Source organism: Ruegeria sp. E1 (genome assembly GCF_056534225.1).
Map to the genome: position 1 here is coordinate 1 of NZ_JBQFPE010000021.1, position 26053 is coordinate 26053.

A 26053-nucleotide genomic window follows, 5' to 3' on the forward strand; every position below is an offset into this window, starting at 1 on the left:
CTGTGATTTCGGAGAATTCGAGATTTTGTATTTGCAGTGAATGGCCGGTTCAACGGGCCGCACCGCGACATCTCGACCGGGTGGTGGAGGTCGGCTTTGGGCCGCCAATGAAAGCGGCCCGTAGTATTCAGATTTCGATGGCCTCCGCTATGGCAAGTGCATCCTCAAGCTCAACACCGAGATAGCGAACGGTACTGTCCATTTTTGTATGCCCAAGTAAGAGTTGCACCGCGCGCAGATTGCCCGTCTTTTTTGTAAATCTGAGTAACCTTTGTGCGCCGCATCGAATGCGTGCCATATGCGCTCGCTTCTAGACCGATCGACGTGACCCAATCACGGACGATCCGTGCATATTGGCGTGTCGAGATATGAAGACGCTCATGGAAGCGACCCGGCCAAAGGTATTCAGACCCAACCATGAGTTCATCTTCCATCCACTTCTCGACGGAGGTCCGAGTACCTTCAGAAATTTCGAAGCGGACCGGTTTCTGAGTTTTACTTTGCAGCACCGAAGCCCGCTCCTTGATCTGACTAGAGGCCATGATGTCAACGACTTTCATCTTTACCAGGTCGCATCCTCTCAGCTTGCTGTCGATCGCCATATTGAACAGTGCGAGGTCGCGATGATTTTCTGCCAATTCAAGTCGAACACGGATTGCCCAGACATGCTTTGGCTTCAGCGGTCGTTTTTGGCCAACGATACGACCTTTGTTCCAGGCTGGACGCAGCGCGCGAATGGCCGGTAAGTTTGGTGTTTCCATGACTGATCCTCCGATCCGCCATGCCCTCACAAGCTACAACCCGACGTTGACGAGGTACCATATCATGCGATTGCCGCACCGCCTTCGAGGTCTGCGATGAGCCCTTTTTGGCCCAGCTCACATAGCGCAGAAGCTCATCTCAAACCCCCGGGCGCAGAAGCCCGGGGATCGCGTCGAGACGGCCCATCATGGACGCAGCATTGGTTTTTCGGTTAACGCATCCCAGCCGTCTTCTTGTGTTCGCGCGGCCAGTAGACTGTCCCAAACCTCTGCCACAAAGGGGTCAGCCGAAGCCATTTCGGAGACAAGCGCGTCCCAGGCTACGCGGAGGCTGTCCAGAGTCTCGGGGCTGTAGAGGCGGACCTCCACGCCCTGTTCTGCCATTTGCGCGACGGCGGCGGCTTGTGAGTATTCCATCCGCAAGACCGAACGCATCGCATTGGTTCTGGCCGCCATGTCGATAATTGTGCGCTGGCTGTCTGTCAGGCCGTCCCAAACGTCGCGGTTGATGATCAGCTCAATCATCGTCGAAGGTTGGTGCCATCCGGGGAAGTAGTAGAAAGAAGCCACGTCCGGAAAATTCAGCGCAAGATCCACCTGGGGAAAGCTGAATTCGGTCCCGTCGATGGTGCCACTTTCAAGCGATGGAAAGATCTCTCCGCCTGCTACCAGCACGGTATCCGCACCGAGGCTTGCCAGCACTTCCGAGGCCAGCCCCGTCCAACGCAACTTGAGCCCTGCAAAATCTTCGGCCCCTTCGATGGGTGTGTTGAACCAACCGCCCGATTCCATGCCGGTGAATGTTACTGGCATAGTCACGAGGTCAAAGCCTGCATCGTCATACATGCGCTGATTGAGCTCGAGCCCGCCGCCTTCGTAGAACCAAGCCATAAAATCGAGCGCCTGCGGCCCGAACGGCATCGACGTGAAAAACGACGCAACGGGCAAGGACCCATGAAGGTAGGCTGCAGCGGTATAGCCCGCTTCGATCTTGCCGTCAGAGACCGCCTGTTGAATGTCGAACGGCGAGACAATCGTGCCAGGTTCCACCAGCTCGATCTGGATCGTCCCGCCGGAGGCTGCCTCGACGTCTGCTTCGAACTGCCGGATCGTGTTGACGACCGGAAGGCTGGTCGGGAAAGCCGATTGCAGGGCGATTGTGACATCCTGCGCAAGGCTCGGGCTATTCATAGCCACAAAGGATAAGGCAGCTAGGGCCAGTTTGGTCATCATTGTCATGGTATCCTCCGGGACCGCTCAGTCAATTTCTCAAGGTGAGCGATTGTCGATGTGCCTTTGCTTTCGAGTTGTGGAGCAAGTTGCGTCCAGTATCCGTGAACTTACACGTATTCGTTCAAGACCAAACTGCAGCTTTCGTCCGCATCTCTAGAATAGCAAAGTCTAGTTTGGAAAGTCCGGTTAGGGTTGCGACCTGCCGAATACGTACGCAGCGCCCTGTTGGATCAGCAATGGCGGCTCAGGAATCCTTTCGACCATTTGTTGACGCCGCGGAGAACGGCCGCATCGAGCCCATTTCGACCAATGCTGCGCTTGGCATAAACGTCCGTTAGGAATTTAGAAGTGGTGTAAGCCTCGTTGTTTGGTCCACTGATTCAATGGCTCTATGCTTGACCGCTCTTGGGACCGGCTATTCCGAAGCCTCATGCGCCGCAAAGGCATCCACATAGTCAGGATGCCAGCGCGAAAGAGCCGGGCGATTGTTGATGATATCGCCCACGGCCCATTCAATCCGTTTGCGGTCGCGCTCTTCGGACACATCATTGTCGGGGCAAAGAATATAGAAGTCCCCGTCCGACATGCGCTTCAGCATATAGTCAATTGCTTCTTCGCTTGTCCAAGCGACAGCAGGTTTTTCCGGCATGAACTTCGCGATCATACCAGTATATGTAAATCCCGGCACAAACAGATGGGCGGTGACATCCACCTCGGCTTGCCGCAAATCGTGCGCCAACATCTCTGTCATGACCTTCACGGCGGCTTTGCTGGTATTATAAGCGGGGTTTCCCGGTGGTGTGGTGATGCCCTGTTTTGACCCGGTGTTGATCACCACAGCGGGGCGCCCCGCCTCAATCATACGCGGCAGGAAAGAATGCACGCCATTCATGACGCCAAAAAGATTGACCTCTAACAGTTTGCGCCAGTTTTTCGCGTTTTCCCAGCTGCCGGACGGCACCGCGATACCGGCATTGTTCATCAGGACAGCCACCTCGCCGAGCGCAAAGACCTGATCCGCCAAAGCATTCACAGCAGTGGCGTCGGTAACATCAGTCGGAAACGCCTGAACAGTTGCGGAGGCTCCAGCCTGATCACGCAGCTCCACCTCGGCTCTGTCCAAGGCCTCACCCGCCAGATCGACCAGCACAACCCCCAATCCGTCTTGAATGAATCGTTGGGCCGCGGCCTTGCCGACACCGCTTGCAGCCCCGGTTACAACGGCCAGGCCACCTTTATCAATTACTTTGCGGTACATGGAGCATCCCTTTTTTCTATGAATGACTCAACGGTTCTTCAGGGTGCCATCTTTTGCTTAAGGCTACCAATGAACGTCTCGTCATCCTGTTGTTTGCGCGCGTTCAGCAATTCTTCAGCATCAGGCCCTGCGTGAAAACGCAGGCGGCTTCCGGTCTCGTTGGCCGCATCCCAAATGACCTGTGCGACCGTTTCTGGTTCAGACGGGTTTGCGGCCAGCTTGCCAAACAGGCGCCCCATGGCTTCGGCCATTGGTGCGTAATCCGGCAGGCTCTCATCCATCGCAAAATCGAAAGAGCTGCCGCCGAAGTTGGTCCGTATCATACCAGGTTGGACAATTCGGACCCGAATGCCAAGAGGTTCCAATTCGTAGTGCAACGCTTCAGATAACCCCTCAACTGCGAACTTGGTGCCATGGTAGAGCGCCCCAAGTGGAAATGTAATCTGTCCTCCGATGGACGAGATATTGATGACCGTGCCTGACCGGCTCTGACGAAAATGGGGCAGAACCGCTTTGGTCACTTCCATCAACCCAAGCACGTTGGTGTCAAACTGACGTCGGATGCGATCCATCGAAAAGGCCTCTAACGCACCGTAGGCGCCATAACCTGCATTGTTCAACAAAACATCAATCTGCCCAAACCGTTCGATGCCAGCGCCCACGGCCGATGCAATTGAGCCCGTATCCGTCACATCCAGTTGAGTCAGATGCACGTTGTCCAAAGCCCCAAGATCTGTGCTGCCCGCTAGGTTGCGCATCGTGGCGACGACATTCCAACCGTTCGCCTGGAAATGTCGGGCGGTTGCCGCGCCAATACCGGATGAAGCCCCGGTGATCAGAATGGTTTTCATGTTATTACTCCGCAAGACTCTAAGCACACAATAATCATCAAATGGGGATGTATCTTTCAGGAATCTCCGTTTTTCTTGCCAAATCCTCCGGAAAACCGTGTTTTCAGCAATAACTCATTTTGCTTTTGTGCTAACGATGGGGGCAACGACAGGAGGCAGTCATGGAACCTCGCACCCTATTGGACTATGTTCTTGCGCTGCTTGACCACGCAGGCGTCGCGCAGGGTGTCGTGACGCATAAGGAAAGCGGGGCAGTTTTTCTCACCCATCCGGCGACCACCCAACATGAATCAAATGTCTACCGCCCGCTACTTTGCGCGGTGCTGCAAGGTGCCAAAGAGGTCGGGACCAGTACCAGAACGCTCACCGTGCAGGCCGGGCAGTCGCTGATCGTCAGCAACGCGCTGCCGGTTGTCTCAAGTATTACCGAGGCAACGCCCGAACTCCCCTACGTCGCGCTCGTGTTCCCCCTTGATCTGGATCTCTTGCGCGCCCTGGCCGCGTCACTGCCGCAGTCATCCACCCATCGAGCGACTGATCCATTTTCGATCTGCCTCGCGGAAACCGGAGACGAAATAAAAAGCGCCCTGTTGCGGTATCTTCAGCAATGCGAAACCGAAGAGACGCGTCACATGCTGGCGCCGATCACGGCGCGCGAAATCCATGCCCGCCTGCTAATCGGGCAGCATGGCGGCACACTTCAAAAACTGGTGTGGCACGAAAACACGGCCAGCCGGATTTTCGCGGCAACGCACGAAATTCGGTCAAATCTGGCTAATCCTCTTGTCGTCGGAGAGCTTGCCCGGCGAGTGGGTATGAGCAATTCGGCCTTTTTTGAGCAGTTCAAGGCCGTCACAGGAACCTCGCCACTGCAATACCAGAAAGATCTGCGCTTGCTTCAAGCCCGCAATGAACTGCAAACCACCGGCTCGAAGATATCAGAAATTGCCTACGGGGTCGGATATGAAAGCCCGGCCCAATTCTCAAGAGAATATGCCCGAAAATTCGGACGCTCCCCGAGACAGGATCGCGTTTCCGAAACTGTCCAATAGGGCTGCTGGGATAAAGCTTAAACACAGCAACGCTTTTGGCCGGAGCCTTTTTGCTTCAGGCATCCGTCATATGCTGGACCAGTGAGGTCAGCTGTCTGTCGCCGTAGCCATCGTCCCAAGCCGTTTTGGTGCGGTCATGCATCAACTGGATGAAATCAGCGGGCGCATTAAGTGAGAGATAGGTGTTCAACGCATCCTCTTGCGCCATCGCATAAACCTTCAGGGAGGCTTCCGCACTGTCGTAATCCTCAAACGGAACAGTTCTGGCAAAGAGATCATGGTAGTCATTGACCAGTTTGATCGTGGCAGGGAGTTGGTCGGCATAAATCTGCATCGGGATGCCTGCTTTTTGGCAGACAAGTGCACCGTAGATCATTCCGAACATGAACCCCTGCCGAACCGTGAAGAGGCTGGCAAAGAGCGCGGCAAGTGCCGTTGGTTTCTCTCCAACATGGGCGGACTTTCCACCCAATTCTCTGATGATACTGCCATAGCGGTCCCAGGTTCCGGCACTGCCCACCGTAAGGATTGTGGTTTCGTCACCGCCAATGCCGGAAGGGTAGGCATTGATCATGCCCAGCATGTAGTCAGCTCCCTGTCTCTCTAGGATGCCGACCAGTCTATCGGCATCCGAGGTATCGCCCGTGCTCATGTCACAGATGGTCTTACCCTTTAGCGAGACGCTCAGCCCGTTGACCAGTTCAACAGTTTCCTTGTGGCTCTTGATACAGATGATGACAAAATCAGACGCCGCAATAGCATCGTTCGGTGAAGAGCAGATCGTGGCTCCAGCCTCAGCAAAAACCTCTGGCTTTTCCGACGTACGGTTCCAAACGCTGACATCGTGGCCTGTCTTGAGCAAGCAATGCGCCAGCGCTGAACCCATATTGCCCAGTCCCAAAACAGCAATTTTCATGATGTTTGCCTCCTGTGGTCGCCAATGAATTACTGCACCAGCATGCGCCGGCATCGGAGGATCACATAGTTGTAAATTCTTCTATATTGTCAGATGATCTTACTTATGGATTGGCGCACGCTTCCCTCTTTGACATCTCTCAGAGCCTTCGCCGCCGCTGCCGAGTTTCGAAATCTGACCCGGGCGGCAGAGGCACTGAACGTGACCCATTCCGCAGTCAGCCAGCAAATCCGCGGGCTCGAACAACATCTCGGCACTCGGCTTGTCACCCGTACCCGGCACGGTATTTCTCTGACATCGCAAGGCGAATTCCTGTCGGCTGGCCTGCTTGAAGCCTTCGCTGAAATGGCCTCCGTGACCGAGAGCGTGTCGAGTGCAGAGGCGGTTCGACCGTTAGTGGTCAGCGCGACTCCAATGTTTTCAAGCGCGTTCCTCATGCCGCGTCTGTCGACGTTTATTGACGAATTCCCCAATATCGAATTGAGGATCGATTCAACGATCCAGGCTGTCGACCTCAAGCCGGGCGGAATTGATATGGCCATCCGATACGGAACAGGTAGCTGGCCTGGGCTTGTCTCGCAGATGCTGCTACCCGGCTGTCTGACGGTCGTCGCTTCCCGCGAACTGATTGGAAACCGGGTGCTCACAAAACCTGCGGAATTGCTTGAATTCACTCTTCTTCAGGAACAGGCATCGGTCGAGTTTGATCTTTGGATGGAAAAGGTCGGAATCCCCCCCGAAACGGACCGGAGGGTCGTCCGCGTGCCGGGCAACATGCTGCTGGATGGCATCCGCCGAGGCGACGGCATCGGGGCGACGGTACCGGCTTTTGTTTCTGACGATTTGAAGTCGGGACAACTCGTGGCGCTGTTCGACGATCCAATACCGCAGATCGGATATTACCTCGTCACTTTGCCGGGCCCGGTTCGGCAAGCTGCAAAGCTGTTCATGCAGTGGCTTTCAAAGTCCATAACTGAACATGAGAGAAGCCTTTTCCGATGGACACCCTCTCACTTGCTGTAAGCAGTAAAGAGCACCGACCACAGTCAAATTGGGTCTGACATACCGTATTCGACTGCGCGTAAAGGGCACGAATTGGCGCCGGATATGATCATGTTCCCGCAACTTGACGCTCATAATCCACACCATCATACCAACCGAGCGATTTGGTGACGTTCAGGTTGTCGTCTATCCGGCCCGTCTATCAACTGCCGGTGCCCCAGTCAGACAATCCGTATTTGCTCAAAATGGCGTCGAACCGGCCATCTTCACGCATCGCGGTTAGGCCGCGATCCAAAGCTGCAGCATATTCAGTTGAGGTTTCAAGGACCGGAGAAAACGCCAGAAATAGTTCTATTGGCTCCAGACACCCGGCGAATTTGAGTTCATCGGACAGCCCGTTCTCCTGAATCACATACGCATTGGTCGTGCTGTCATCCAGAAATGCGTCGATCCGGCCCATAGCGACTTTTTCCAGATTGCGCAGATCTGTCTTTTCACCACTCAGATACTCGACCTTGTTTGCGGGATCCGCCATGTAATCGGTCAGAGCGCCGTATCGGTAACCTGTTATTCCGCCAATAGTAATATCTTTCAATGAGTCGACCCCGTTGTAGCTCCAGTCGCTCGATTTCTGGACAACAAAGCATTGCTGGTCGATGCCTGTCGATACCGATGGCCAAACATAATCCCTGTCTGGGGTTTGCTTGATGTGAATGACGGCATCTTGCAACCCGGTGCTTACGTCTTTCAGCTGTCTTGAGAAAGGTAGTGAAATGAGATCGGTATCATATCCCTGATCCGCAAAGGCCTCACGCGCCAGTTCGATCGCAAATCCCGGCTTGTCTTCCAGCAGCACTTCATTTTCATCGGTGCAGATATGCGGGCACCAGGATGAATAGGTGATGCGAACTGGGTCCGCCTGGGCGAAATGCGCTGTCACAAAGCCACCAAGCAATACCCCCATCCAAATTTGGAGTATAGAAAAAACAGTCATGTCCTTCTCCTTGTCAGTTGTTGAGGTTCGGTTTCAATTCTGCGACCTGAGGCTTCAGGGACGGGGTTGGCTAGAGACCGGTGCGCGCATCCGCTTCGTCTTCGCGCACGTCGATGATTGAAATAAATCCTGAAACTTCGAACACTTCGCGCACCAGCCCGTTGACTCCAAAAACCCGCAGCGTGCGGTCATGTTTTGCAAGACACTTTGTGATGTTCAGCAACACCCGCAGTCCCGCGCTGGCGATGAAATTGACCTTCTCAAGGTCAATCAGAACATTGGTCGAATGGGATTTCGTAACGTCCAACAGACTGGCCTCGAAGGCTTGTGCTGTATTGGAATCGAGATTCCCTTCTGGGCGGATCAATGAAACGCTGTTGTCCGATGTCACTTCCATGTTCTGGCCTTTCAATTTCGCACTTGTCATGAAACTCTCTGCATCCGAGGGCTTTTGAGCTGTGTTTCGTGATCGCAGATCAGAATGCGGTAGACGTTCTTATTGTTTTCTCGCGCATAGCGGAATCCGGCTGTCATTCGCCTAACCAGATGCAGCCCAAGGCCCCCGATCGGGCGTTCATCCAGTCGTGCCGTGATATCGGGCCTTGGAGCTCGTTCGGGGTCAAAGGCTGGCGTGTTGTCGGACACTCTGATCAAGATCTGATTGTCGATCACGCCAAGCGATATGTTCATAAAAAAGGAAAGGTCCCTGCCAGGATTCCCATGGTTTGCGATGTTGGAACAGACCTCGTCCAGAACAAGTTGCGTCTTTGCGACGACCCCTTTTTGCTGGTCATTCAATGCATCAATAATGGCGGCGTTTAACCCGGTGAATGCGTCGGGCAGTGCGGGATACTCGCCGACCCAGCGCTCTTTTAGTTGCCCTTCAAAGAGCAAAGTAAACAAGGTAACATCGTCTGTCCGATCGCCTGCGCCCTCATGCTGTTCAACCGCGCGCAATATATCTTTGGCAAGCTGTCTTGCGTTTCGCTCAGTGACTTCATGAAACAGATGCTTCAGCTTATCTTCGCCAAAAAATGTGTCATCAGGTGCCTTCGCCTCTGTGACGCCGTCCGTATAGAGTAACAGCATATCGCCAGGAGCCAGCAGAACTGTCGATTCCGTAAAGTTCAATCGTGACTTAGCACCAACCACGGGTCCATTCCGGTCCGACAGCTTAGTGACTTGTCCACTCTGGCACCGTAGGAACGGTGGGTTATGCCCTGCATTTGTGTAACGTAGAAGGCCGCTGCGAATGTCTAGAACTGCCACAAAAAGAGTTACGAACATACCGCGATTTTTCGCCCGGCAAAGCTCCTCGTTCACATTCATAACCGTGACAGCGGGTGAAGCCTGCCCCACTGCAAAGGCACGGGTCAATGTCTTCGTGACAGCCATATAAAGGGCGGCCGGGACGCCCTTGTCGGCAACGTCACCGATACAAAAGCAAAACAGATTGTCGTCCAGAAAAAACGCATCATAAAAGTCGCCACCGACTTCGCGGGCGGGTTCAAGTTCACCCCAGATTGATATTGGATGGTCGCCAACGATATCCGAGAAATCCCTAGGAACCATGGCAAGTTGAAGATCGCGCCCGATGCCTAATTCGCTTTCCATGCGGGTGCGTTCTTCGAGTTCATTTTCGTAGATGTCTTGCTGATCCAGCATCTCGTTGAAGGATTCGATCACCTGACCCATTTCGTCCATTGCCTGAACATCCACACGCTGGCGGTGTTCACCGGCTTTCTCCGAGTTAATTGCATCAAGAAGCTGGGCAAGGGGTCGACCCACGATCTGGCGCAACGCGAAAAGAGCAGCCCCGACTTCCATCGACACAGCCAATAACGCGACGCAACCCGCTAGTATCAAGCGATTGCGGGTCTGTTGCCAAATTTCGCTGTCAGACACTTCAATTTCGAGTCTGCCGATTTTTCGCGGCGGGCTGGCGTCGCTTGTCCGGAACACGTCACGTTCCAGTACCGCACTTACTGTATCTTGTTGTGATGGGTTGCCCGCTTGGGTAATGAAATGATCTTCCTCATCATATGCCCGGGCGATGACGACTTCGCGGTTTGCCGCAATCGCTTCAAGGCGAAGCTGGATTTGTCTGGTATCAAGGTTCCAAAGGGGGTTGACCATCGACGCCGCCTCGGTCCGGATCAGTTGGTCGGTCGACACATCAAGCTGGAACACGGCATTTCGGTGGGCCAGCGTTTCGATAATGCTGAAAACTCCCATGACGCTTAGAAAAATGAGAGGAGCAGTGATCCGCAAGAACCGCTGCCGGACAGAGCTCTGACCTGAAGCTATCGACCTCATACGTTGCTCCAATCGCCACCTGTGCGACGGTATCTTTTTCTATCACAGTTTGAGATCGCCATACGCTTCGCATGCCTCCCCGGTGAACCAGATCAATCTCTCGCAGTGATTTGCTGCAGCTAGAAGGTGCACTCTGTCAGACGTGTGCAGCGCGCCTTCGTTTGTCAGATACGCAGCCCGCACTGATCTGATGCCGTTCCCTTTTTCGGAAGTCATCTGCGACAGGATTTCGACATCTTCGGGGTCACGCTCCTGCGCAACATCTGCGAGAAGGTGAAAAATGGTATCAAGACCTTCCGTCGCGGTGACGGGAAAGGAAAGGCCCCGTTCTGAGTTTCGCAACGCCTTCAGTTCTGCGATCAGTTTCTCGATTGTCTGTCGCGCGGCTTCCAGGCTGTTCTGAATGCGCATGACATTGTCCAGATGATTATAAATATCTGTGTCCAGGTCAGCCCGTTCGGTTGAATCTTCGATTGCGGCCCGAACCGTGTTGGCCAGTGTGTCGAACCCTTGCAGCGTTTCGTTCAGTTCTTTTTCAGAAGACCTTGAACGGAAATTCTCTAGTGCACCGATCAGCAGGTCGATCATCCGTTTCTGCTCAAGCGCGATCAGTCGGAATGCAATGCCAGAATCGTCTGGCAGGCGTCCTTCCAGATACGCTGGCTTCGAACCAATCTCGGCAGTTGTCTCTGGGTTCAGCAACCTGAGAATCTGTGCCGTTTTCTTCAGAAACAGAAGTAGCAGGGGAACAGGTGCCAGGTTGAAGAAAATGTAGTGCAGCGCTGCCGCTTTACTTGGATCGCTGGTGATACGGGAAACCAGATCTGCGGCGAGTGGGATGTGAAGTATCGTTTCGGCAAAAAACAAAGGCACCATTATTGCTGCGGCTACAAAGTTGTAGCCAACCTGGTACATGGCCACCTGCCGGGCGATCCCGGTTACACCTGATGACAGGAAATAAGTCAGTACAGACGCCCCGACATTTGCGCCATAGATGAACATCAACGCCTCGGATTGTCCGATAGAACTTGCACCAAAAAGCGTGGTCATCACGACAACGACCGCCATGGAAGACTGGGTGACAATTGTCAGAATCGCTCCGACGAAGAAACTCAGAACCGGTTTACCCTGCGCAAACGCGATGGTTGCGGTGAACCAGGGCTGGCCTTCGACAGCGGATGCGCCATCTCGCATGATCTCAAGACCGAGAAACAGGAAACCAACGCCGATGGCAGCGCTTGCAATTCTTTTGACGCGTGTATTCCCGTAGACATATGAAACACCGGATATGGCGATCAAAATCATCACAGCCACATGGATTTCAAGCGCCAGAAACAAGACGGTTAATCCTGCCGCCATATTGACGCCCAGCAATACCGGCTGCGCCTGTTTCAAAGAGACCATCCCCGCCCGGACCAGCCCGACCAAAAGGAAAACCGACGCCGGGCCGCTTTGCGTTATGGTGATCATGACAGCGCCAACCAATAATCCACCACCGGTGTGGTCGGTAAGCTTGGCGATACCCTGGCGCAGGCGTTGGCTTGCCAGTTGCTTCAGATTCTGGCTGAGAAACTGGAGCGCAAAGAAAAATATTCCAAGCCCACCCAGAATCTCAGCAATCGTGGAAATGGTAACTTGCATTATTCAAAGTACGACTTCGGACAGGCACAGCGCCAAGTATCTGGATTGCGTTATCCGGTGTCGTTTCACGTTAATGCGTGTTTTGGTCGAACAACTGCAATGACATGAATAGCCGTGCTTTTTTACGCCGCTAGAAAATTCTCCACTCCGCACGGCACGACCAGTTCCCAACAATTTCGCGCCCCCTAGCACTCTAATCGTATTCCCAACCGAGTCATGCACACATCGTGCAAAACAAGTGTTGTTCAGCAGGCACTAAGGCTCTCACCCACAGCAACCGCCAAAGTTGGTGTTTCGATTGTTTCTTACGTATCGTAAACTGAAGACAATGCGTTTTACTGACCATCCCATAAGTTTGGGATAGAAGGCTTTCGATCACAGAGGTACGTTGTTGATTGTATTGCTTAACGAACGGGTGAAATGTGACCGAACCAGCGGTCAGTATTATCGTTGTAGAAGATGATCCGGCAATGCTCCGGTCGCTGGTTTGCGGCCTTGAAACGCAGGCGGATTTCGAAATCACTGCGCAATGTGCGACTTTTGCAGAAGGCGCGACAGCAATTGCCTCCCTTAAGGCGACCGTGTTGATCACCGATCTGAAGCTTCCTGACGGTCATGGCTTTGATCTGATCCGACTGGCACGCAAGCAACTTCCTGATATGGAAATCATGGTTATTTCGGTGCTTGGTGATGAACAAAGCGTCGTAACGGCCATTTCTGCGGGGGCTTCAGGGTTTCTTCTGAAAGACACCCGCGCGCTAGATATCGTGAAGTCAGTGCGCGAGTTGCTGGCTGGACGATCGCCAATTTCGACCTCGGTGGCGCGGTTCATTATCCGAATTGTCCAGCAGTCCGAAACTCTCGACAAAAAAAACAACCTGCTGACCGAACGCGAAATGGATATTCTCTGGGGGATCGCAAAAGGGTTTACTTATAACGATGTTGCAGGGAAGCTTGGCATATCCAGCAACACGGTGCCGACACACATCAAGAATATATACCGCAAGCTGGAGGTGAATTCACGAGGAGAAGCTGTGTTTGAGGCGATACAACGCGGATTGATTAACATCTCTTGAGAAGTGCGAACCAAACCCAGAAGATTGTCAGTGGTCCGCTTTCGCTTGTTTTCTGGGGCGGATTGACTGCCATAGTTTCGCTGTTTCTGGCCTTTGAATTGCTGCCACTGCCGCAACAGGATCTTGCAGTCACGGACGTCAGCTTTTCACAGTTATCTTCAGATAGTCAGATAGTTTCGCTGCCTGACAACTGGCGTTCTCATCCTGACCGGCTTCTTGGCGAAGGAACGTATCGTTTTACGTTCGACCCTCCACCTAACGTGGATCAATGGGCTGTCTATATTCCAAACTATTCGGGACAAGCTAGCGTTTCACTGAATGGGCAGGAGCTTGTCCAAGGGGGGTTTATCAGTGGAGATCTGATTGCCGATCAGGGACTGCCATTTTTTGCGCCAATTCCAGCTGGTTCTGTTTCATCGGACGAGATGACACTGGAAATTACATTACGCCCGGGCGGCAAGTTGATTGGATTTCTAAGCCCGATTTATGTCGGTCCCGCCAAAGCGTTAAAGGGTAGTTATGACTGGCACTATAGCCGGGCTGTAATAGTGCCGATCCTCGTGCAGCTTTGGCAGTTTCTGCTTGCCGCGTTGCTCCTGTTGCTGTGGTATAGCCGAAAGAACGAACGCGCCGCGCTGATTTGCGGCTTGCTGCTTTTATTCAGTAGCCTACACGGTCTGCCCGTTCTCTTGCCCAGCTTCAATTTGCTGGCCGATTTGGTTGCCTTGTTTGGATATGTTACGAATTTCTGGCAATCAGTCCTTGGATTGATATTTGTCTACGAACTTTCCGAACGCAAGCTGCCAATACCGCTTAAATATCTTTTTGTTCTGCCGGGTTTTGCGACAGTTGCCTACCTTTTATTGCCGCCCAGTATTTTCCACTACATCGACGTATTTGCCGTGGTTCCGTTCAGTATCGCCATGACCCTATGGATTATCTTTGTCCTTGTGCGTTCAGCCATCATAGAAAAACGCTGGGAATCGCAAATCATTGCAATCGCCATTCTCGGCGCCTGTACTCTGATGGTGCATGATACACTTGTGATCCTGAATGTGACACCGGACAGGAATTTTCTGCATTTTCGTATCGTATTTATCCTGATCCTCCCGGCGCTGAGCGTTGTTTTCGCCCTGCGTCTGATCGAATCCGCGAACCAGATGGATACGCTTGTCGAGACGATGGAGGACCGGATACACAAAAAAGCATATCAGCTTCGCGAAGCGTTCGAACGGCAAAATCTTCGCGAAGGACAACAAGTGCTTGACGAAGAACGCCAGCGGATCATGCGCGATATGCATGACGGTCTGGGTGGTCAGCTGATGTCGATCATCGCGATGTCCAACAACCGGGACGCCTCCCCCGAGACAATCGAAAGTTTCGCACGCGCTGCCCTGGACGATCTGCGCACGATGATAAATTCGCTGGCGGTCGAGGATGATATCACTGGAATTCTCGGTGCCTTTCGCGAACGGGCCGAACAGCAACTGGCATTGCAGGGGATCGAACTGGATTGGAAAATGATCGAAATACCCCCGATCAATGGCCTCACGCCGTCCTATGCCCTGCACATTGTTCGGATCATGCAAGAGGCCGTAACCAACGCCTCGAAACATTCGGGTGCAGACAAGGTAACTATTCTCTTTGAAATTATTAATCACTCGCCAGAAATTCTTCAAATCGAGATAGCGGATAACGGTACGAGCCATGGTAAGGTCATGGGCAAAGGACAGGGCCTGAAAAACATGTTCGATAGGGCCGACAATCTCGGTGGGAAGCTTGAAGTTGATTTTTCAGACCGGGGTACAATTGTTTGCCTTTGGGTTCCGATTGACCTTCAAAATGTTAACGGGGGCTTCTCGTAGAAAAGGCGTGTAAATCTGGATTTTGCTGAAACATTTACGTTCAGATTTTGCGTGTGCAACGAATGACCGCAAAGCGGGCTGCGACTGCAGCATCAAGAACGCCTGCTGGATGTCGGCTAAGGGCCGCAAGTGACGGCAACGAAACCTTTCAAGCCACACTCAGATTTGCGTCATTCGCAAGAAAGCGTACGCTCCACAAGACGGCATCGATTCCGGGTATTTCCCTCTTCTTCTATTGCGTCCATCGACCAGCTACCATCTGTTTCCAGGGTCAACATCAAGAAACCAAAATCGCTGTTGCTGACTACGATACTTGCCAGGCTGCCAGCAACTTCAATGTTGGTAGCAGTATCGGTGGGCATAGGATCAAGTTGGGTTCCGCCATTACCGCTTATTCCCTGCACCGGCCCGTCCAGTAAATCGATCGCCTGAAAGGCGTGGATATGGCCTGACAAAACTAGGTTGACTGTTTCCGGAATGATCCCGTTGAACGCCGCCCGCTGTGTGTCGTCACCATCAATCAGCTCTCCAAATGCGTGCATGTTCACCCAAAGCGGTCGGTGCGTGAGAATCCAGGCTTCGCCGCTGGTTTTCCCAAACAAGTCTGTGGCCATTCGCCGGTAGACGTTTGACAGATCGGGGCTACTTTGCGGTGCCGGACCGGCCGAGGAATCAAACGAAATCAGATCAAGACCATCAACGGAAGCGATCCACGGCAGGGTTACTGTGGGACAACTCAATGGAACGGACCCGGTTTCGAAATACCGGAACCACCCTTTGTCGCCGCGTCCACAGTTTTCGTGATTGCCCCTCAGGAAGAGAAAGGGGACGCGCCCGAGCAGACTGTCCGCCGGATCCAGCCAGTCTGCCGACCAGGATTTGAAAGTGTCACCAAAAGGAGATCCACCGCATTTTTCTGCGTCCGGGCATTCCGATGCCCGATACACGTAGTCACCCACATGGATAACCAGATCTGGCGATCTGGATGCGATCTCCTCAAGGATGGCTTTCAACGGCCAGGTGGTTGGATCATTGCAGTTCTGTACTCTGGTGCCGCGAATTCGGCACCCTGTATCCCCGATCACGGCAATCCGTTGCATGCTTGGATTGAGCGTTTGCAGCGGATTTCCCCCAAGCAGTATCTTCTGAGCCAGTTTTGGCGCGCGGTATTCGCAAACCAGATTAGGAAACTGGTCCTCTGGCAATGCTCGCTTTTTCATTGCAACAGCCCGACCATCGATTTGCAACAAAGGGCAGTCAACTGAGGCAGAGATTGCTCTTACAATGATCTGATCATCGGGTCCGAGTTGGACCCAACTATGCAGCAAGTCAGCTTTGGAAGACAAAACCGTGAAACACAGCCAAACCCATGCCGCGAAAACGAGTGAAGCAGTTTTGGTCAACATGCCGACCCCTCTTTCGAAAAATGCTGCAAGCTTAGGTATGAGGCCCCGTAAGTCCAGTGAATCTCAAATCCTGCTGACACAAGCGGATCAAAAGGAACTCAGTTTAGAACAACCGGCCGCCCGGATCCAAGCGAAGTTGAACTGGCAGCCATAGTCTACTTTCTCAGCTGATTTATATCAGGAATGCAGGATTTTCGGTGTTCGGGTAGCTCCGTGGCTCCATCTGTGCGCCTTTGGAAAATGTTGTGATGAAGAAGTTTGATTTTTGGTTGGGTCAACGTACCTACGACTTCGAATGGCCAGGCGCTCCGCGACAAGGGCCTGCCGAGCTTTCGGGCCTCGGCCTGAATTGAAATCGTATTTTTTATCCAATCCAGATCACCGTGGGCAACAAGCTGTACCTTTTGGGTCTCTGCAACAAACGAGTTGAATGAAACGTCACCGGCATCGATTTTGATGGGCGTGGCGAGGCAGGTGATCTTACTGTACCCTTTTCTCAACTCTTCGGAAATCAACCAGGGAAAGATGCCAAGACCGGACAGTTCGAGAAGACTGGTTGATATTCCACCATTTGACATCGCGATAGAAGCGGAGCCTTTCATCGAGTTAATATAGGCCTCTGCCGAACGCCGGTTTCCGGAAAGCTCAAAACTCCCATGCAGCCGTCCAACTGCCGAGTATTTGGTATCAAACTCGCTGAACAGGGTTGCCAGATTCCAATCCTTTATTATGCCCTGAAGTGAAAGCAATTGCGGACTCTTCACCATATTCATTCTTGCATTGGCAGAGAAATGACCACCATCATAAGCGACTGCGACAGGCCCAAGCTGGGCAAGGCCGTTCTTTGCCTTCAGGTGGCTGGATAAACTGGTTATTGCCTGTTCGCCCTCGATTTTCTTGACGTCAATGGACACATCGACGTCCTGATCGAGCAGAAAATCTTCTGCCTCAATGAGGTCGGTAGGTTTCCCTTTCGACCTGTTGCCAATCGCGCCCCTGGTGCCGGGTTGGCGAAAGCTTGTTGCGATGCGTGAAACAACGGCTACAGCGTTTTTGACGTCCTGAGTTGCGATGCTCTGACTGGAAATCTTGCCTTGCGTCAGAGGACGCGCGCCAGCCGTGGATGTCTCAAGTTTGGCGCTCAGTTCAGACTTGCCGGATGTCAGAGCAATGACACTTGAGAAATCGTCTTGTTTTCCGTTCGCGGTCAGGCTGATCTTTAACGGTCCGGCGTTGACTGATTTCTGGCCGATGGCCGCCAGAAACTGGGCGATGTCTTTGACAGCCAGATTGAAATCGAAAGACAGGTTTTCAAAGTCATTTACATTGCCGAGTTTGGCCTTGGTCCTCAGTTCCCAGATATCGGTATCAACTGTCTGGGCATCGAATTCGTTGAGACTGAGGAACCCCTGTAGATCATCCACAGAAAAGCTGCCTTCGACGCTGCCTAGCGACTTTGCGCTAAGGTCCCGGAAAAACAGCGATGACGGTATCGACATCGTGCCGCTAAAGTCGATCTCTTTCAGGCGCAACAAGTCTTTGATGTTGCCTTTGGCAATGAAATAGGGTCGGTCCTGCGGTCCTGCCTGTAACGCGATATTTTCCAGCGTCAGGTTACCGTTGTCAGCACGAAACAAGCGACCAAAACGAACCGGACCGATCTGTTTTAACTCGTTGTCAAACGCATTTGTCGTGAGGGTCAGATCCTGGAATTCCAGCGCGTTTTCTGTGCCGACGACATGGGTCGAAAGGTCGGTGAGCTTTAGATCCTTTAGATCCGTGGCCGTTTCAGGCGGGTCGCCCTGCGGATAAAAGCGCCCATCAATAACAATATCGATGCCTTCGAAACCGATCAGATCATCGACGGAGCCTTTCACTGTCAGCAACTGACCGGTCGAAAGGTTCAAAGCCGTGCTGAAATTCGTGATTTTCAGCGTTGGGTTCTGGCTTTGTATGTCGGCCGCCAAATTTGCCTGACCTTCAATATCGCGGTCAAGGCGGAGAAGTTCGAGCAGATCGCCGATTTCGCCGGTATCCAGCGTCAGTTTGCCTTCGAAGCCACCACCGTTTTCCGCCGTGATCGGGTTGCCGTTGAACTCAAGTTTCATCGCTCCGAAATCTGCGGTTGTTGTGAAGGCGTGTCCTCGTGGATAGTCACCTTTGATCTGAAAGCTCTGCCCGTTCACCGTTCCCTGGCTTGTCACTGTAGCACCCGCATCATCGTCCATCTGATCCAAGCGCAGGTCTTTCAGCTCGAAATCGAACTCGAAGCCCGTTGTTTCGTTATCCACGATCAGCGCGACCGAAGAGAATGCTGCTGTTTTGTCACTCAGGAAATCCAGAATGCCCCCGTAGTCCTTCTGCGCCCCAAAAGGTGTCATACTGACCTCAGGTCGATTATTCGCGACCCAGCTTTGGTTTCCCTCTTTGTCGGTTAGCATTCGAACTTTCAGGTCATCGATAACCAGGTTGTCGATATCGATCTGACCTGAAATCAACGCCGACAGGTTCAAGTCCAGCTCCAGGACGTTTAAGGCCGCCAGATTTACATTCTCAATGGCCTCGCTTGGCACTTCCACCTTGGTTGCGCGGATGTGACTTGTCGTCCCCAGAATGATGCTGACGTCCCCCTTTATGTGCACTGTCTGACCGATTTGTTCTGAGAGCATCTTTTCCAAAATCGGGGTTCGAAAGCCGGAGAACACAGGCAAGGCTAAAGCGGACCAAAAGAACATGATAACAAGAACGACGAGCGACGCTGCACGTCCTGTTTTTCGAAATATTGCCCTCATGGTATCCCACCAGCTTAGCCGCACATCGCCAACGCGTTTGAAGAAGTCTGCATATAGAAGGTATAGAACAGTGTAGCGTGAAGGAATTAAATTGAGCTGTGTTAGAAATCGTCCCGTTTGATTGGGTAAAAGGCCAGTACAAACATCGCCAGAAAAACTGTTAAGGACATGCCTGCCCGCTCTTTGACAGATGGGCAACATTTGATTTGTATTCTATCGAAACCGACATTGATCAAATGAAATTCAAATGCAGCTTCGTCCGCAGACAGTGAGTCTGACGGTCGTTGGATTTAGCTAGCGCAGCGAATGACCGCAAAGCGGGTTGCGAATGCGGCATTCAGAGCGAGTGCTCAATGTCAGCTTTGGGCCGTCCGCGTGATCAGGCACTATCAGGCAGAGGGCATTGCTGCGACGGCACCGAAGTCGGCTTAGAGCCCGAAGAGGTCGTTGGCCACAATGGTACGGAAGGCTGCTTTCACCCTTTTGCCAAATCATGTCGCAATAAGACCGAGTTGTGATGCCAATCCCTAGATATTGTTTTGAGCTTTCGAGGGCCGCCGAAGACTATTCAGAGCAAGTTGCGAACCAAGGTGTTTGAATTCATCTTTGTGGATGCACGCAAAACACAATCCTAAGACTTCGGTTGTGTCTCAAAATCACTCATCCTCCAAATCTGCTGCAACCCCACCGCTTTCGCCTGACGGCACTTTGTTAATTAGAAACAAAGTGTTGAGATAGGTGGTTTTGCTGACGCCAGGGAAGCTAGCGGCGTGATCATCCTGCACGCTGTTGCTATGAAAAAGTGCATAAATAGCCGCCGCAAATTTGCTCGGAAAATCTGGGTGACGACGTGAGGAAACAACAAAAGCATACGGTTCGTAAGTCCTCTGCTGTTCAGAAGACTCTTCGTATTCGCATGGGGACTTCGTTTCTGACGCTTCCGATATGGTGGCGCGGATAATATCTAAATCCCCGTAGTATCGGGCAAGGTAACCGTCGCAAAACCGAGCCGCGGCTTCATCGTGTGTCTCGAAAACGAGAACGCAGATAGCGGTTCTGTCCCCAGGACTTTCCTGTTGGTCGGACAAAACCCTCTTTTCGACCGACGTTCCTCTGACATAACCCCAGACAGACACATTTGTGTCAGGAGTTTCAATCTTCTCATCAGGCCCATGATATCTAAGCTGAACATTGGCACTAAACCATTTTTTGATACGACCTTGGCTTGTACTGTCTTCTGTCGCCTGTGTTGAGTGGATTGCGTGCTCTGTTTTCTGCGGAGCCCAAACATCGGCAATTACTTCATCGCAAGATTTTGAGTTCGGAAACTTCTCTGTCTCAATCTGGAAGACTCCTTTGCCTGCGATCTTGCTCTTAGTTTTCAGTTCTACGTGGCCGCCGTTAGCAACAAAATAGATCGGGGAGAAATGAAGCGCACCCAGGTCTTCGTTACCACTTTTGGCACTATCCGCGAAGTGCATAGCCCGGCTTAGAGTCAGTGTGGTTGGATCACATAGTAGGTCATAACCACCGGCTCCAGTTTTAAGGAAATCGGCGCGCTTTTTTGAGTCAACCTTGACAATCTTGGGCATGTACCCAGTGTGCGCTACGGCTTTCAGGCACAGATTGTAAATAAAGCCATTAAATCCTTTTGTGCCTTCGTCCCACCAAACAAATGGTCTGGCATCGGCGCGGACCCCAACAACTACTTTATCAGACAAATCATTGATTTGCGCCAGTGTGGGGCAGGCGAATGTCAGAAGTGTAAGAAAGGCAACGATAGTAGTTCGCATCAAACCCCCTCACCTAGCGCCGTTTTTAGGTGTTCGTCATCATCGTCACGCCAGTCTTGCAAGGCACGAACAAAGACATAGATAACAATCAGACCTATGAGTGCTGAATAGAGTGTAGTGTAAAAAATCAATCCCCCATCTATCGCGTCGAGCCCAATCCGGCTGTTTTCACGGGCGAAAACCAACGACTTCAGATATTGGCCTGAGAAGCCCAGAGTACCCGTCGTTATGGCCGAGAAGAATAACCACGAAGCTATGCGAAAGCTCTCATTGGTTTGCTTCTCTTGTAAGTTTTGCTGTTTGTTTGACTCAGCATTTGATTGCGCTTCAACTGGTAACTGCCGATTGGTTTCTGATGCTTGATCACTACCATTTTTGGAAGTGTCTTGCACTTTGAAAGCATCAAGCAATATGATCACAAAAACCGCCAAATTGACACCGCGCAATTTCGATACTGCCTCGTACTCGAAAACATTGGGGAGATCCTCTACGGCCAGTTTCCAGCCATAGTTCGCAGCGGTAAGCCAAATAAAGATGCCCAAAACAATTAACATAGTCAGCAGCCAGGAAACGACCACAACCAAAAGGTATTGGGGCAGCAAACTGATCAAGCTAGTCGACCAAGTATCCTTCCATCGAGAACGATTATTGAGAAACCCATAGACCGTCAATGCGATACCCAGTGGCAAACATAAACTGAACAAGGCGTCTAAAAATTGATACCAAACAGGGTCTAACCAGTTTTCGACTTCTTTATTAACACTTAGCTCGTAGGAAAATTTTCCAAAAGTCAAGCTCCATGCGATAGTCGCCAAAACAGCCGATATTGAAATCCAGACAAAAACGCGAATGATTTTTTGAGTGTTTGCGCTCTGGATTTGGGAAGCGTCTATCGGGTTGGCGATGAAATCATCAAGAAGGGTTTTAGCTTTTACGTATTGCCGTTCCCAATGTGATCGCTTGGGGTTTTCATTCGTAACCAGCTCTTTGGAGTTTTGTCGAATTATTCCACGTTCAGCATACAATGCGATCAATATGCAAAACCCATTTGCCAAGTCATGTGCACTTTCGATAAGGACTTCCCATTTGTTCGATCTTTCAGCTTCGGTTTCGCCGAGCTCTCTATCAGTCCGGCCGTCCGTTTCCATTTCTGTTTTTGGATCGGCCGCAGTCTGCTCTGCCTGGCGATCAAAGCTGTTCAGTTCGTCTAACTCAGCAAAGAACTTTTTCCTTTGGTCACGTAATTTGTCTTCCAAGTGAAGAAAGCGTTGCCTGTCTGAAGCACGATGGAGTTTGAGTTTTTTGTCTAAAATCCAATTGGATGCCGAAAAAATGACCAGTAAATCTCGATAAGCACTGGGTGAATCCATTCCCAGTCTTCCCAGATTGCGATTGCAACATTCGATTCGCTGCCAGTCATTTTTATCGATGAGAAGGCCATCTACCTCAAAGTTATGCCCTTTTGGTAGCGAAACTCCCCTATGCAGAAGCGAATCCCGGATATCTAGAACGCGTGTCGGTATACCCGCCAACCTGTGAGCCCAATTACGTGCCTGTTCCTCCAAGCGCTTTAGAATTGGCACCGAAGGCGCCAAGCCCACCATAACAAGCGCCACCGCAAGCGATACTTTCGGGTTTATGCCCAGTTGTGTTTGCGTGGTCGTCCCGTCGGCATTGCTACCGACTGCGTCAGCGCCAGCCCCCACCTGTCCACCGGACAAACCACCAAAACCCAAAAGTGCAAAAACGTTGGAGAATCCGCAAACGAGGAAGTACACGCTCAACAACATGAGCGTATACCCAAGATACGCGCGCATAACGACAGCACGTGCTCGCAATTGGTCGGGCGTTACCAACAATATCAAATCGTCAAGATTGTAACGATCCTCATAATTCGCTCTGTTAAACCGCTCAAATGAGTAAAATACTACAACCAAGGCGCCGAAAAGCAGGCCTACCCAATCAGGTACTCCGGTCATTTTTCAATCTCAGCTTTTTGAAAAGCTCAAAGCAGGTTAGTCAGCGGCATTGAGAAGGTGGGCAAGCCTGTGCTTCCACGACAACTGGAGCCGCAAGTGTTAAGAAAAAACAGATCAGTAAGAGACGCATGTTATCACACCCGAAAATCGTTTAGCGAAGAATTCTCCAGTATTTCATTACAAACAAATTCCAATTATTTGGCGACAATAATAATAAGCTATTGATTGATCAGCCACATTTCTTGTGGTACGTTTTGATCTTACATCAAAACTGGTCGTCGTGTCAAACTACCTAATGACTTGCATCCCTGCAATTTCTTGGCGATGCGTACGGTAAACTTCCATTGCAACTCAAGAATACTATCCGACTTCACTTAGCCAATCGTGCAATATTCTGCTGGTTAATTAACTTTGTTTCTGCGGTGCCAAGAGCCCGTAATAAGGCTCCATTTTATCAAAGCGGACGTTGAGCAAATGGCAGCTTTGTCCCGCATTCGGTGAGTTCAAAGGTGTCCAAGTTTTGCGCCCGCAGCGAATGTCGGCAACGCGGGCTGCGAACGCAGCATCGCGTGTGGGTGGCGAATGTCTTTTATGGGCCGAACACGATCGTGGTTTCCCGCTTGATCCCATCACCGGCAACAAGAAAGCTTCACTGCGGCCTTTTCTGCCAGCATTCTATTATTACAGTAAGATGGCATCGCTGATCATCGTCGTATTAGATTTTCCGCAAGTATGCCCAAGAGACATACCCCTTTAGTCTACGAGCACGCTCCAATGAAACGCGGCACCAACGTGTGCCACCGGTCTGCTCGCAACTGTGAACTCGTAGTGCGGTTCCATTTGGAAGACCAACGATCACATTGAACCCTGTTCCAGGTCCGCTGCGCATTTTTAGCATGTCACCGTCTTCGACTCCAAAAACCTCATAAGGTCCCAGTGACGCCGCCGCAGCCGGCTCAACGCCCATGACGACCCCTAGGAACAAAGCCGCTAAGGGTGAGAAGATTGCATTGCGCATCTTGATGTCCTGCTTGTTGCCTCAACTACAATCGTAGCAATTCGGGTCACCAGAAGGAACAACTCCCAGAAAGAAATGTACGTGATACCAAAGCCTAAACCCCTACATATCTTCCAAGTGGTGGGGAACTCTGGCCCAGTTGGGGGCATCTTTCGCAAAAATCTTTTTCGATGGGCTGAAGTTGTTTGGTTCATCCAGTGTCCCAGCTGCAATGCTCGTCAATCCGAAGGCTGTCACACCCCACAAGCCTGACCCGCAGGTACCGCAGAAATGCTTGATAACAGGTCGGCCTTCCTTTGAGGTCTTCTCAAAGGTCCGTGGTTTGCCCTTCAGTAGCTGTAGATTTTCTGACTTTATCATGTACCCGGCGTAGCCATCTGTACCGGTCATCGATAGGCAATCTCTGCAAAAACACATGAGTTGCAGTACCGCTTCACCGGTGATCCGGTAGCGCACTTCACCACAGAAGCACCCACCTTCCAATGATTGTGCCATGTTCGTTCATCCCTCTATGTCCACTGGGAAGAGTAGTGAACATCGTATGCGCCCTAATCTGAGGCGGCAACATTTCCACATTGCTTCTGGCTATCTCACGCGGAATTTCATCATCTGACTAAATGCGGCAGTTTCCGGCCGTGAAAAATTCTCTTCTGCGTGAGTACGGTCATTAAAGAGAGAAAACTGTGCGGATGTCCGCTCAGTAAATGTAGGTCCGTTCCATTGAGGATCAGAATCCATTCCGACAAATGGATCTTGCAAAGCCATTGGACAGACGTTCTGAATTGACCGACAATCGGATCATGGAGCTGACGGCAACCACACCTGTCCACCTGATCCATGTGGATCCAGACGCCAACATGGCGCGGTTCTATGGGATTGAACTGCAGCCGACGCTGTTTGGCGAAGTGTCCGTCCTTCGCACCTGGGGGCGTATAGGCACAAATGGGCAAGCCATGATGGTGACTTACGAAGGCGAAGGCCAGGCCACTGATGCACTCCAAAAACTCGAAAAGCAAAAGCACCGTCGAGGGTATGTCCCGGTCGGTGAGTGATTTCGGATTGCAATCTGTTCCATAGCAAATCCCGAGCCTGTCGTCTCGTGACCGGGCTCTAGGTTACAGCCGGCATGCCGGCTTCCACCCAGAACACCCCAGCATGATCTCCCTGAGCCAATAGCCCCTGAACCGTCTCTTGCGAGCCGGGGCAGGGGCTATTGGCTCATGGTCGGCCCATGCCGTGATGATCTGCCCGTTCGGGTGACGATCCCTTTTGCGCTCCCGCAGGATCGAAGATCCTTTGGCCATTTTTGGTGGGTCAGGCGGGACTTGGACAAGCCAAACGCCGCCCGACGTCAGGGGGAAGGCGCGGCCTCCCCCCTCGGACAAGACAAATAGACAAGACCGTGTCCTCGCGCGTTGCGCTGCGGGCCGCACCACTCTTATCGATTTGTCCTGTCTCGCCCCTCTCCGCGTTCGCCACGGGGCAGGTTTTAGAGACGACGCCCTTTCAGGGCTCGGCTCAAAACCAGCACCAAAGGGGATCAGCCCCGGAGGTCGCATCACAAAGGAGAGACGGTTTTGAACAGTGAAGTAACAACAGACATCGAGACTGACACCAGCCTGCAGGCGGCAGAGATTGCGGCGCAGAATGATCTGTTTCGGAAAGCCCTGATCGATCCGAATGCGGCGATTGAGATGCACTCCAAAGGCATTCAGGGGCAGGTGTTTGTCACGCCCGGTGTGTCGGGCGAAGGGGTGGAGTTTCAGACCGCGGCTTTGGCTGCAGTGGCGTCGGATGACCAGTTCGACGAAGGCAACGATCCTTATGGTGATCACACATTCGGGACGGTGACGGTCAGCGGCCAGAATCTGTTCTGGAAAATCGATCTCTATGACTCGGACTACACGTACGGGTCCGACCGCCCGTTTGATCCTGCAGTGACGTGCCGCGTCCTGACCATCATGTGCCCCAGCGAATATTGATCCCAATCCCAAATCAGAAAGGAGGTGAACACCTTGAGCAATGAAATCTTGCAGCAGCGTATCGCGGAAGCGTGGGCGCTAATCAGGAAGGGCGATGACTTCGACATCGGACGCCGCT

At 52.1% G+C, this 26053-nt stretch carries 20 protein-coding genes and 1 pseudogene; 6 read left to right on the forward strand and 15 right to left on the reverse strand.

Annotated features, from left to right (window positions below):
* Positions 1-127: 127 nt before the first annotated feature.
* From ACR0FG_RS19655 to ACR0FG_RS19670, 4 genes and pseudogenes are all read right to left on the reverse strand, one after another.
* Positions 128-761 (reverse strand): annotated as a pseudogene (locus tag ACR0FG_RS19655) (tyrosine-type recombinase/integrase).
* A 186-nt stretch (positions 762-947) separates the two neighbouring features.
* Positions 948-2000: a TRAP transporter substrate-binding protein gene (locus ACR0FG_RS19660; RefSeq protein WP_480810111.1), complete on the reverse strand. Its 1053-nt coding sequence runs from the start codon at positions 1998-2000 to the stop codon at positions 948-950.
* A gap of 409 nt (positions 2001-2409) precedes the next feature.
* Positions 2410-3252 (reverse strand): SDR family NAD(P)-dependent oxidoreductase, encoded by an 843-nt coding sequence (locus tag ACR0FG_RS19665; protein ID WP_480894941.1) that lies wholly within the window; start codon positions 3250-3252, stop codon positions 2410-2412.
* Positions 3253-3290: 38 nt separating this feature from the next.
* Positions 3291-4103, reverse strand: a complete 813-nt coding sequence (locus ACR0FG_RS19670; protein ID WP_480894942.1) for an SDR family oxidoreductase — start codon at positions 4101-4103, stop codon at positions 3291-3293.
* A 161-nt stretch (positions 4104-4264) separates the two neighbouring features.
* Here ACR0FG_RS19670 and ACR0FG_RS19675 point away from each other — a divergent pair, with 161 nt between their 5' ends.
* Positions 4265-5155 (forward strand): AraC family transcriptional regulator, encoded by an 891-nt coding sequence (locus ACR0FG_RS19675; protein ID WP_480894943.1) that lies wholly within the window; start codon positions 4265-4267, stop codon positions 5153-5155.
* A 55-nt stretch (positions 5156-5210) separates the two neighbouring features.
* On the opposite strand, the gene ACR0FG_RS19680 is transcribed toward ACR0FG_RS19675, so the two are convergent.
* Positions 5211-6125, reverse strand: a complete 915-nt coding sequence (locus ACR0FG_RS19680) for an NAD(P)-dependent oxidoreductase (RefSeq protein WP_480894944.1) — start codon at positions 6123-6125, stop codon at positions 5211-5213.
* Positions 6126-6176: 51 nt separating this feature from the next.
* Here ACR0FG_RS19680 and ACR0FG_RS19685 point away from each other — a divergent pair, with 51 nt between their 5' ends.
* Positions 6177-7094: a LysR family transcriptional regulator gene (locus ACR0FG_RS19685; protein ID WP_480894945.1), complete on the forward strand. Its 918-nt coding sequence runs from the start codon at positions 6177-6179 to the stop codon at positions 7092-7094.
* A 181-nt stretch (positions 7095-7275) separates the two neighbouring features.
* On the opposite strand, the gene ACR0FG_RS19690 is transcribed toward ACR0FG_RS19685, so the two are convergent.
* The 4 genes from ACR0FG_RS19690 to ACR0FG_RS19705 form a co-directional block, all read right to left on the reverse strand.
* Positions 7276-8067: a substrate-binding periplasmic protein gene (locus ACR0FG_RS19690; RefSeq protein ID WP_480894946.1), complete on the reverse strand. Its 792-nt coding sequence runs from the start codon at positions 8065-8067 to the stop codon at positions 7276-7278.
* A gap of 70 nt (positions 8068-8137) precedes the next feature.
* Positions 8138-8494 carry an STAS domain-containing protein gene (locus tag ACR0FG_RS19695; protein WP_480894948.1) on the reverse strand — a complete coding sequence of 119 codons (357 nt, stop codon included), beginning with the start codon at positions 8492-8494 and terminating at the stop codon, positions 8138-8140.
* On the reverse strand, positions 8491-10338 hold the full coding sequence (locus ACR0FG_RS19700) for an ATP-binding SpoIIE family protein phosphatase (protein WP_480894950.1): 1848 nt from the start codon (positions 10336-10338) through the stop codon (positions 8491-8493). Before ACR0FG_RS19700 ends, ACR0FG_RS19695 begins: the two co-directional genes overlap by 4 nt.
* 87 nt (positions 10339-10425) lie before the next feature.
* Positions 10426-12024: a Na/Pi cotransporter family protein gene (locus ACR0FG_RS19705; RefSeq protein ID WP_480894951.1), complete on the reverse strand. Its 1599-nt coding sequence runs from the start codon at positions 12022-12024 to the stop codon at positions 10426-10428.
* Positions 12025-12446: 422 nt separating this feature from the next.
* Between ACR0FG_RS19705 and ACR0FG_RS19710 the strand changes: the two genes are divergently transcribed.
* Together ACR0FG_RS19710 and ACR0FG_RS19715 are read left to right on the forward strand one after the other, a co-directional pair.
* Positions 12447-13100: a response regulator gene (locus tag ACR0FG_RS19710; RefSeq protein ID WP_480894952.1), complete on the forward strand. Its 654-nt coding sequence runs from the start codon at positions 12447-12449 to the stop codon at positions 13098-13100.
* The gene (locus ACR0FG_RS19715; protein WP_480894954.1) at positions 13097-14965 is read left to right on the forward strand and encodes a sensor histidine kinase; all 1869 of its coding nucleotides are present in this window, start codon (positions 13097-13099) and stop codon (positions 14963-14965) included. The genes ACR0FG_RS19710 and ACR0FG_RS19715 overlap by 4 nt, the downstream gene beginning before the upstream one ends.
* A 170-nt stretch (positions 14966-15135) precedes the next feature.
* On the opposite strand, the gene ACR0FG_RS19720 is transcribed toward ACR0FG_RS19715, so the two are convergent.
* The 6 genes from ACR0FG_RS19720 to ACR0FG_RS19745 all read right to left on the reverse strand — a co-directional run bounded on the left by ACR0FG_RS19720 (position 15136) and on the right by ACR0FG_RS19745 (position 24448).
* Positions 15136-16371, reverse strand: a complete 1236-nt coding sequence (locus ACR0FG_RS19720) for a metallophosphoesterase family protein (protein ID WP_480894956.1) — start codon at positions 16369-16371, stop codon at positions 15136-15138.
* 155 nt (positions 16372-16526) lie between these two features.
* Positions 16527-19163, reverse strand: coding sequence for an AsmA family protein (locus ACR0FG_RS19725; RefSeq protein ID WP_480894958.1), 2637 nt, complete (start codon positions 19161-19163; stop codon positions 16527-16529).
* Between the two features lie 656 nt (positions 19164-19819).
* Positions 19820-20956 carry a hypothetical protein gene (locus ACR0FG_RS19730; RefSeq protein ID WP_480894959.1) on the reverse strand — a complete coding sequence of 379 codons (1137 nt, stop codon included), beginning with the start codon at positions 20954-20956 and terminating at the stop codon, positions 19820-19822.
* A complete protein-coding gene (locus ACR0FG_RS19735; RefSeq protein WP_480894961.1) occupies positions 20956-22935 on the reverse strand; it encodes a hypothetical protein in 1980 nt (659 codons plus the stop codon). Before ACR0FG_RS19735 ends, ACR0FG_RS19730 begins: the two co-directional genes overlap by 1 nt.
* 715 nt (positions 22936-23650) lie before the next feature.
* Positions 23651-23953, reverse strand: a complete 303-nt coding sequence (locus tag ACR0FG_RS19740; protein ID WP_480609275.1) for an SH3 domain-containing protein — start codon at positions 23951-23953, stop codon at positions 23651-23653.
* A 102-nt stretch (positions 23954-24055) separates the two neighbouring features.
* A complete protein-coding gene (locus ACR0FG_RS19745) occupies positions 24056-24448 on the reverse strand; it encodes a GFA family protein (RefSeq protein WP_480894963.1) in 393 nt (130 codons plus the stop codon).
* Between the two features lie 269 nt (positions 24449-24717).
* Between ACR0FG_RS19745 and ACR0FG_RS19750 the strand changes: the two genes are divergently transcribed.
* On the forward strand, positions 24718-25005 hold the full coding sequence (locus tag ACR0FG_RS19750; protein WP_480894965.1) for a WGR domain-containing protein: 288 nt from the start codon (positions 24718-24720) through the stop codon (positions 25003-25005).
* Between the two features lie 525 nt (positions 25006-25530).
* On the forward strand, positions 25531-25935 hold the full coding sequence (locus tag ACR0FG_RS19755; protein WP_480894967.1) for a DUF3768 domain-containing protein: 405 nt from the start codon (positions 25531-25533) through the stop codon (positions 25933-25935).
* Positions 25936-26053 lie beyond the last annotated feature (118 nt).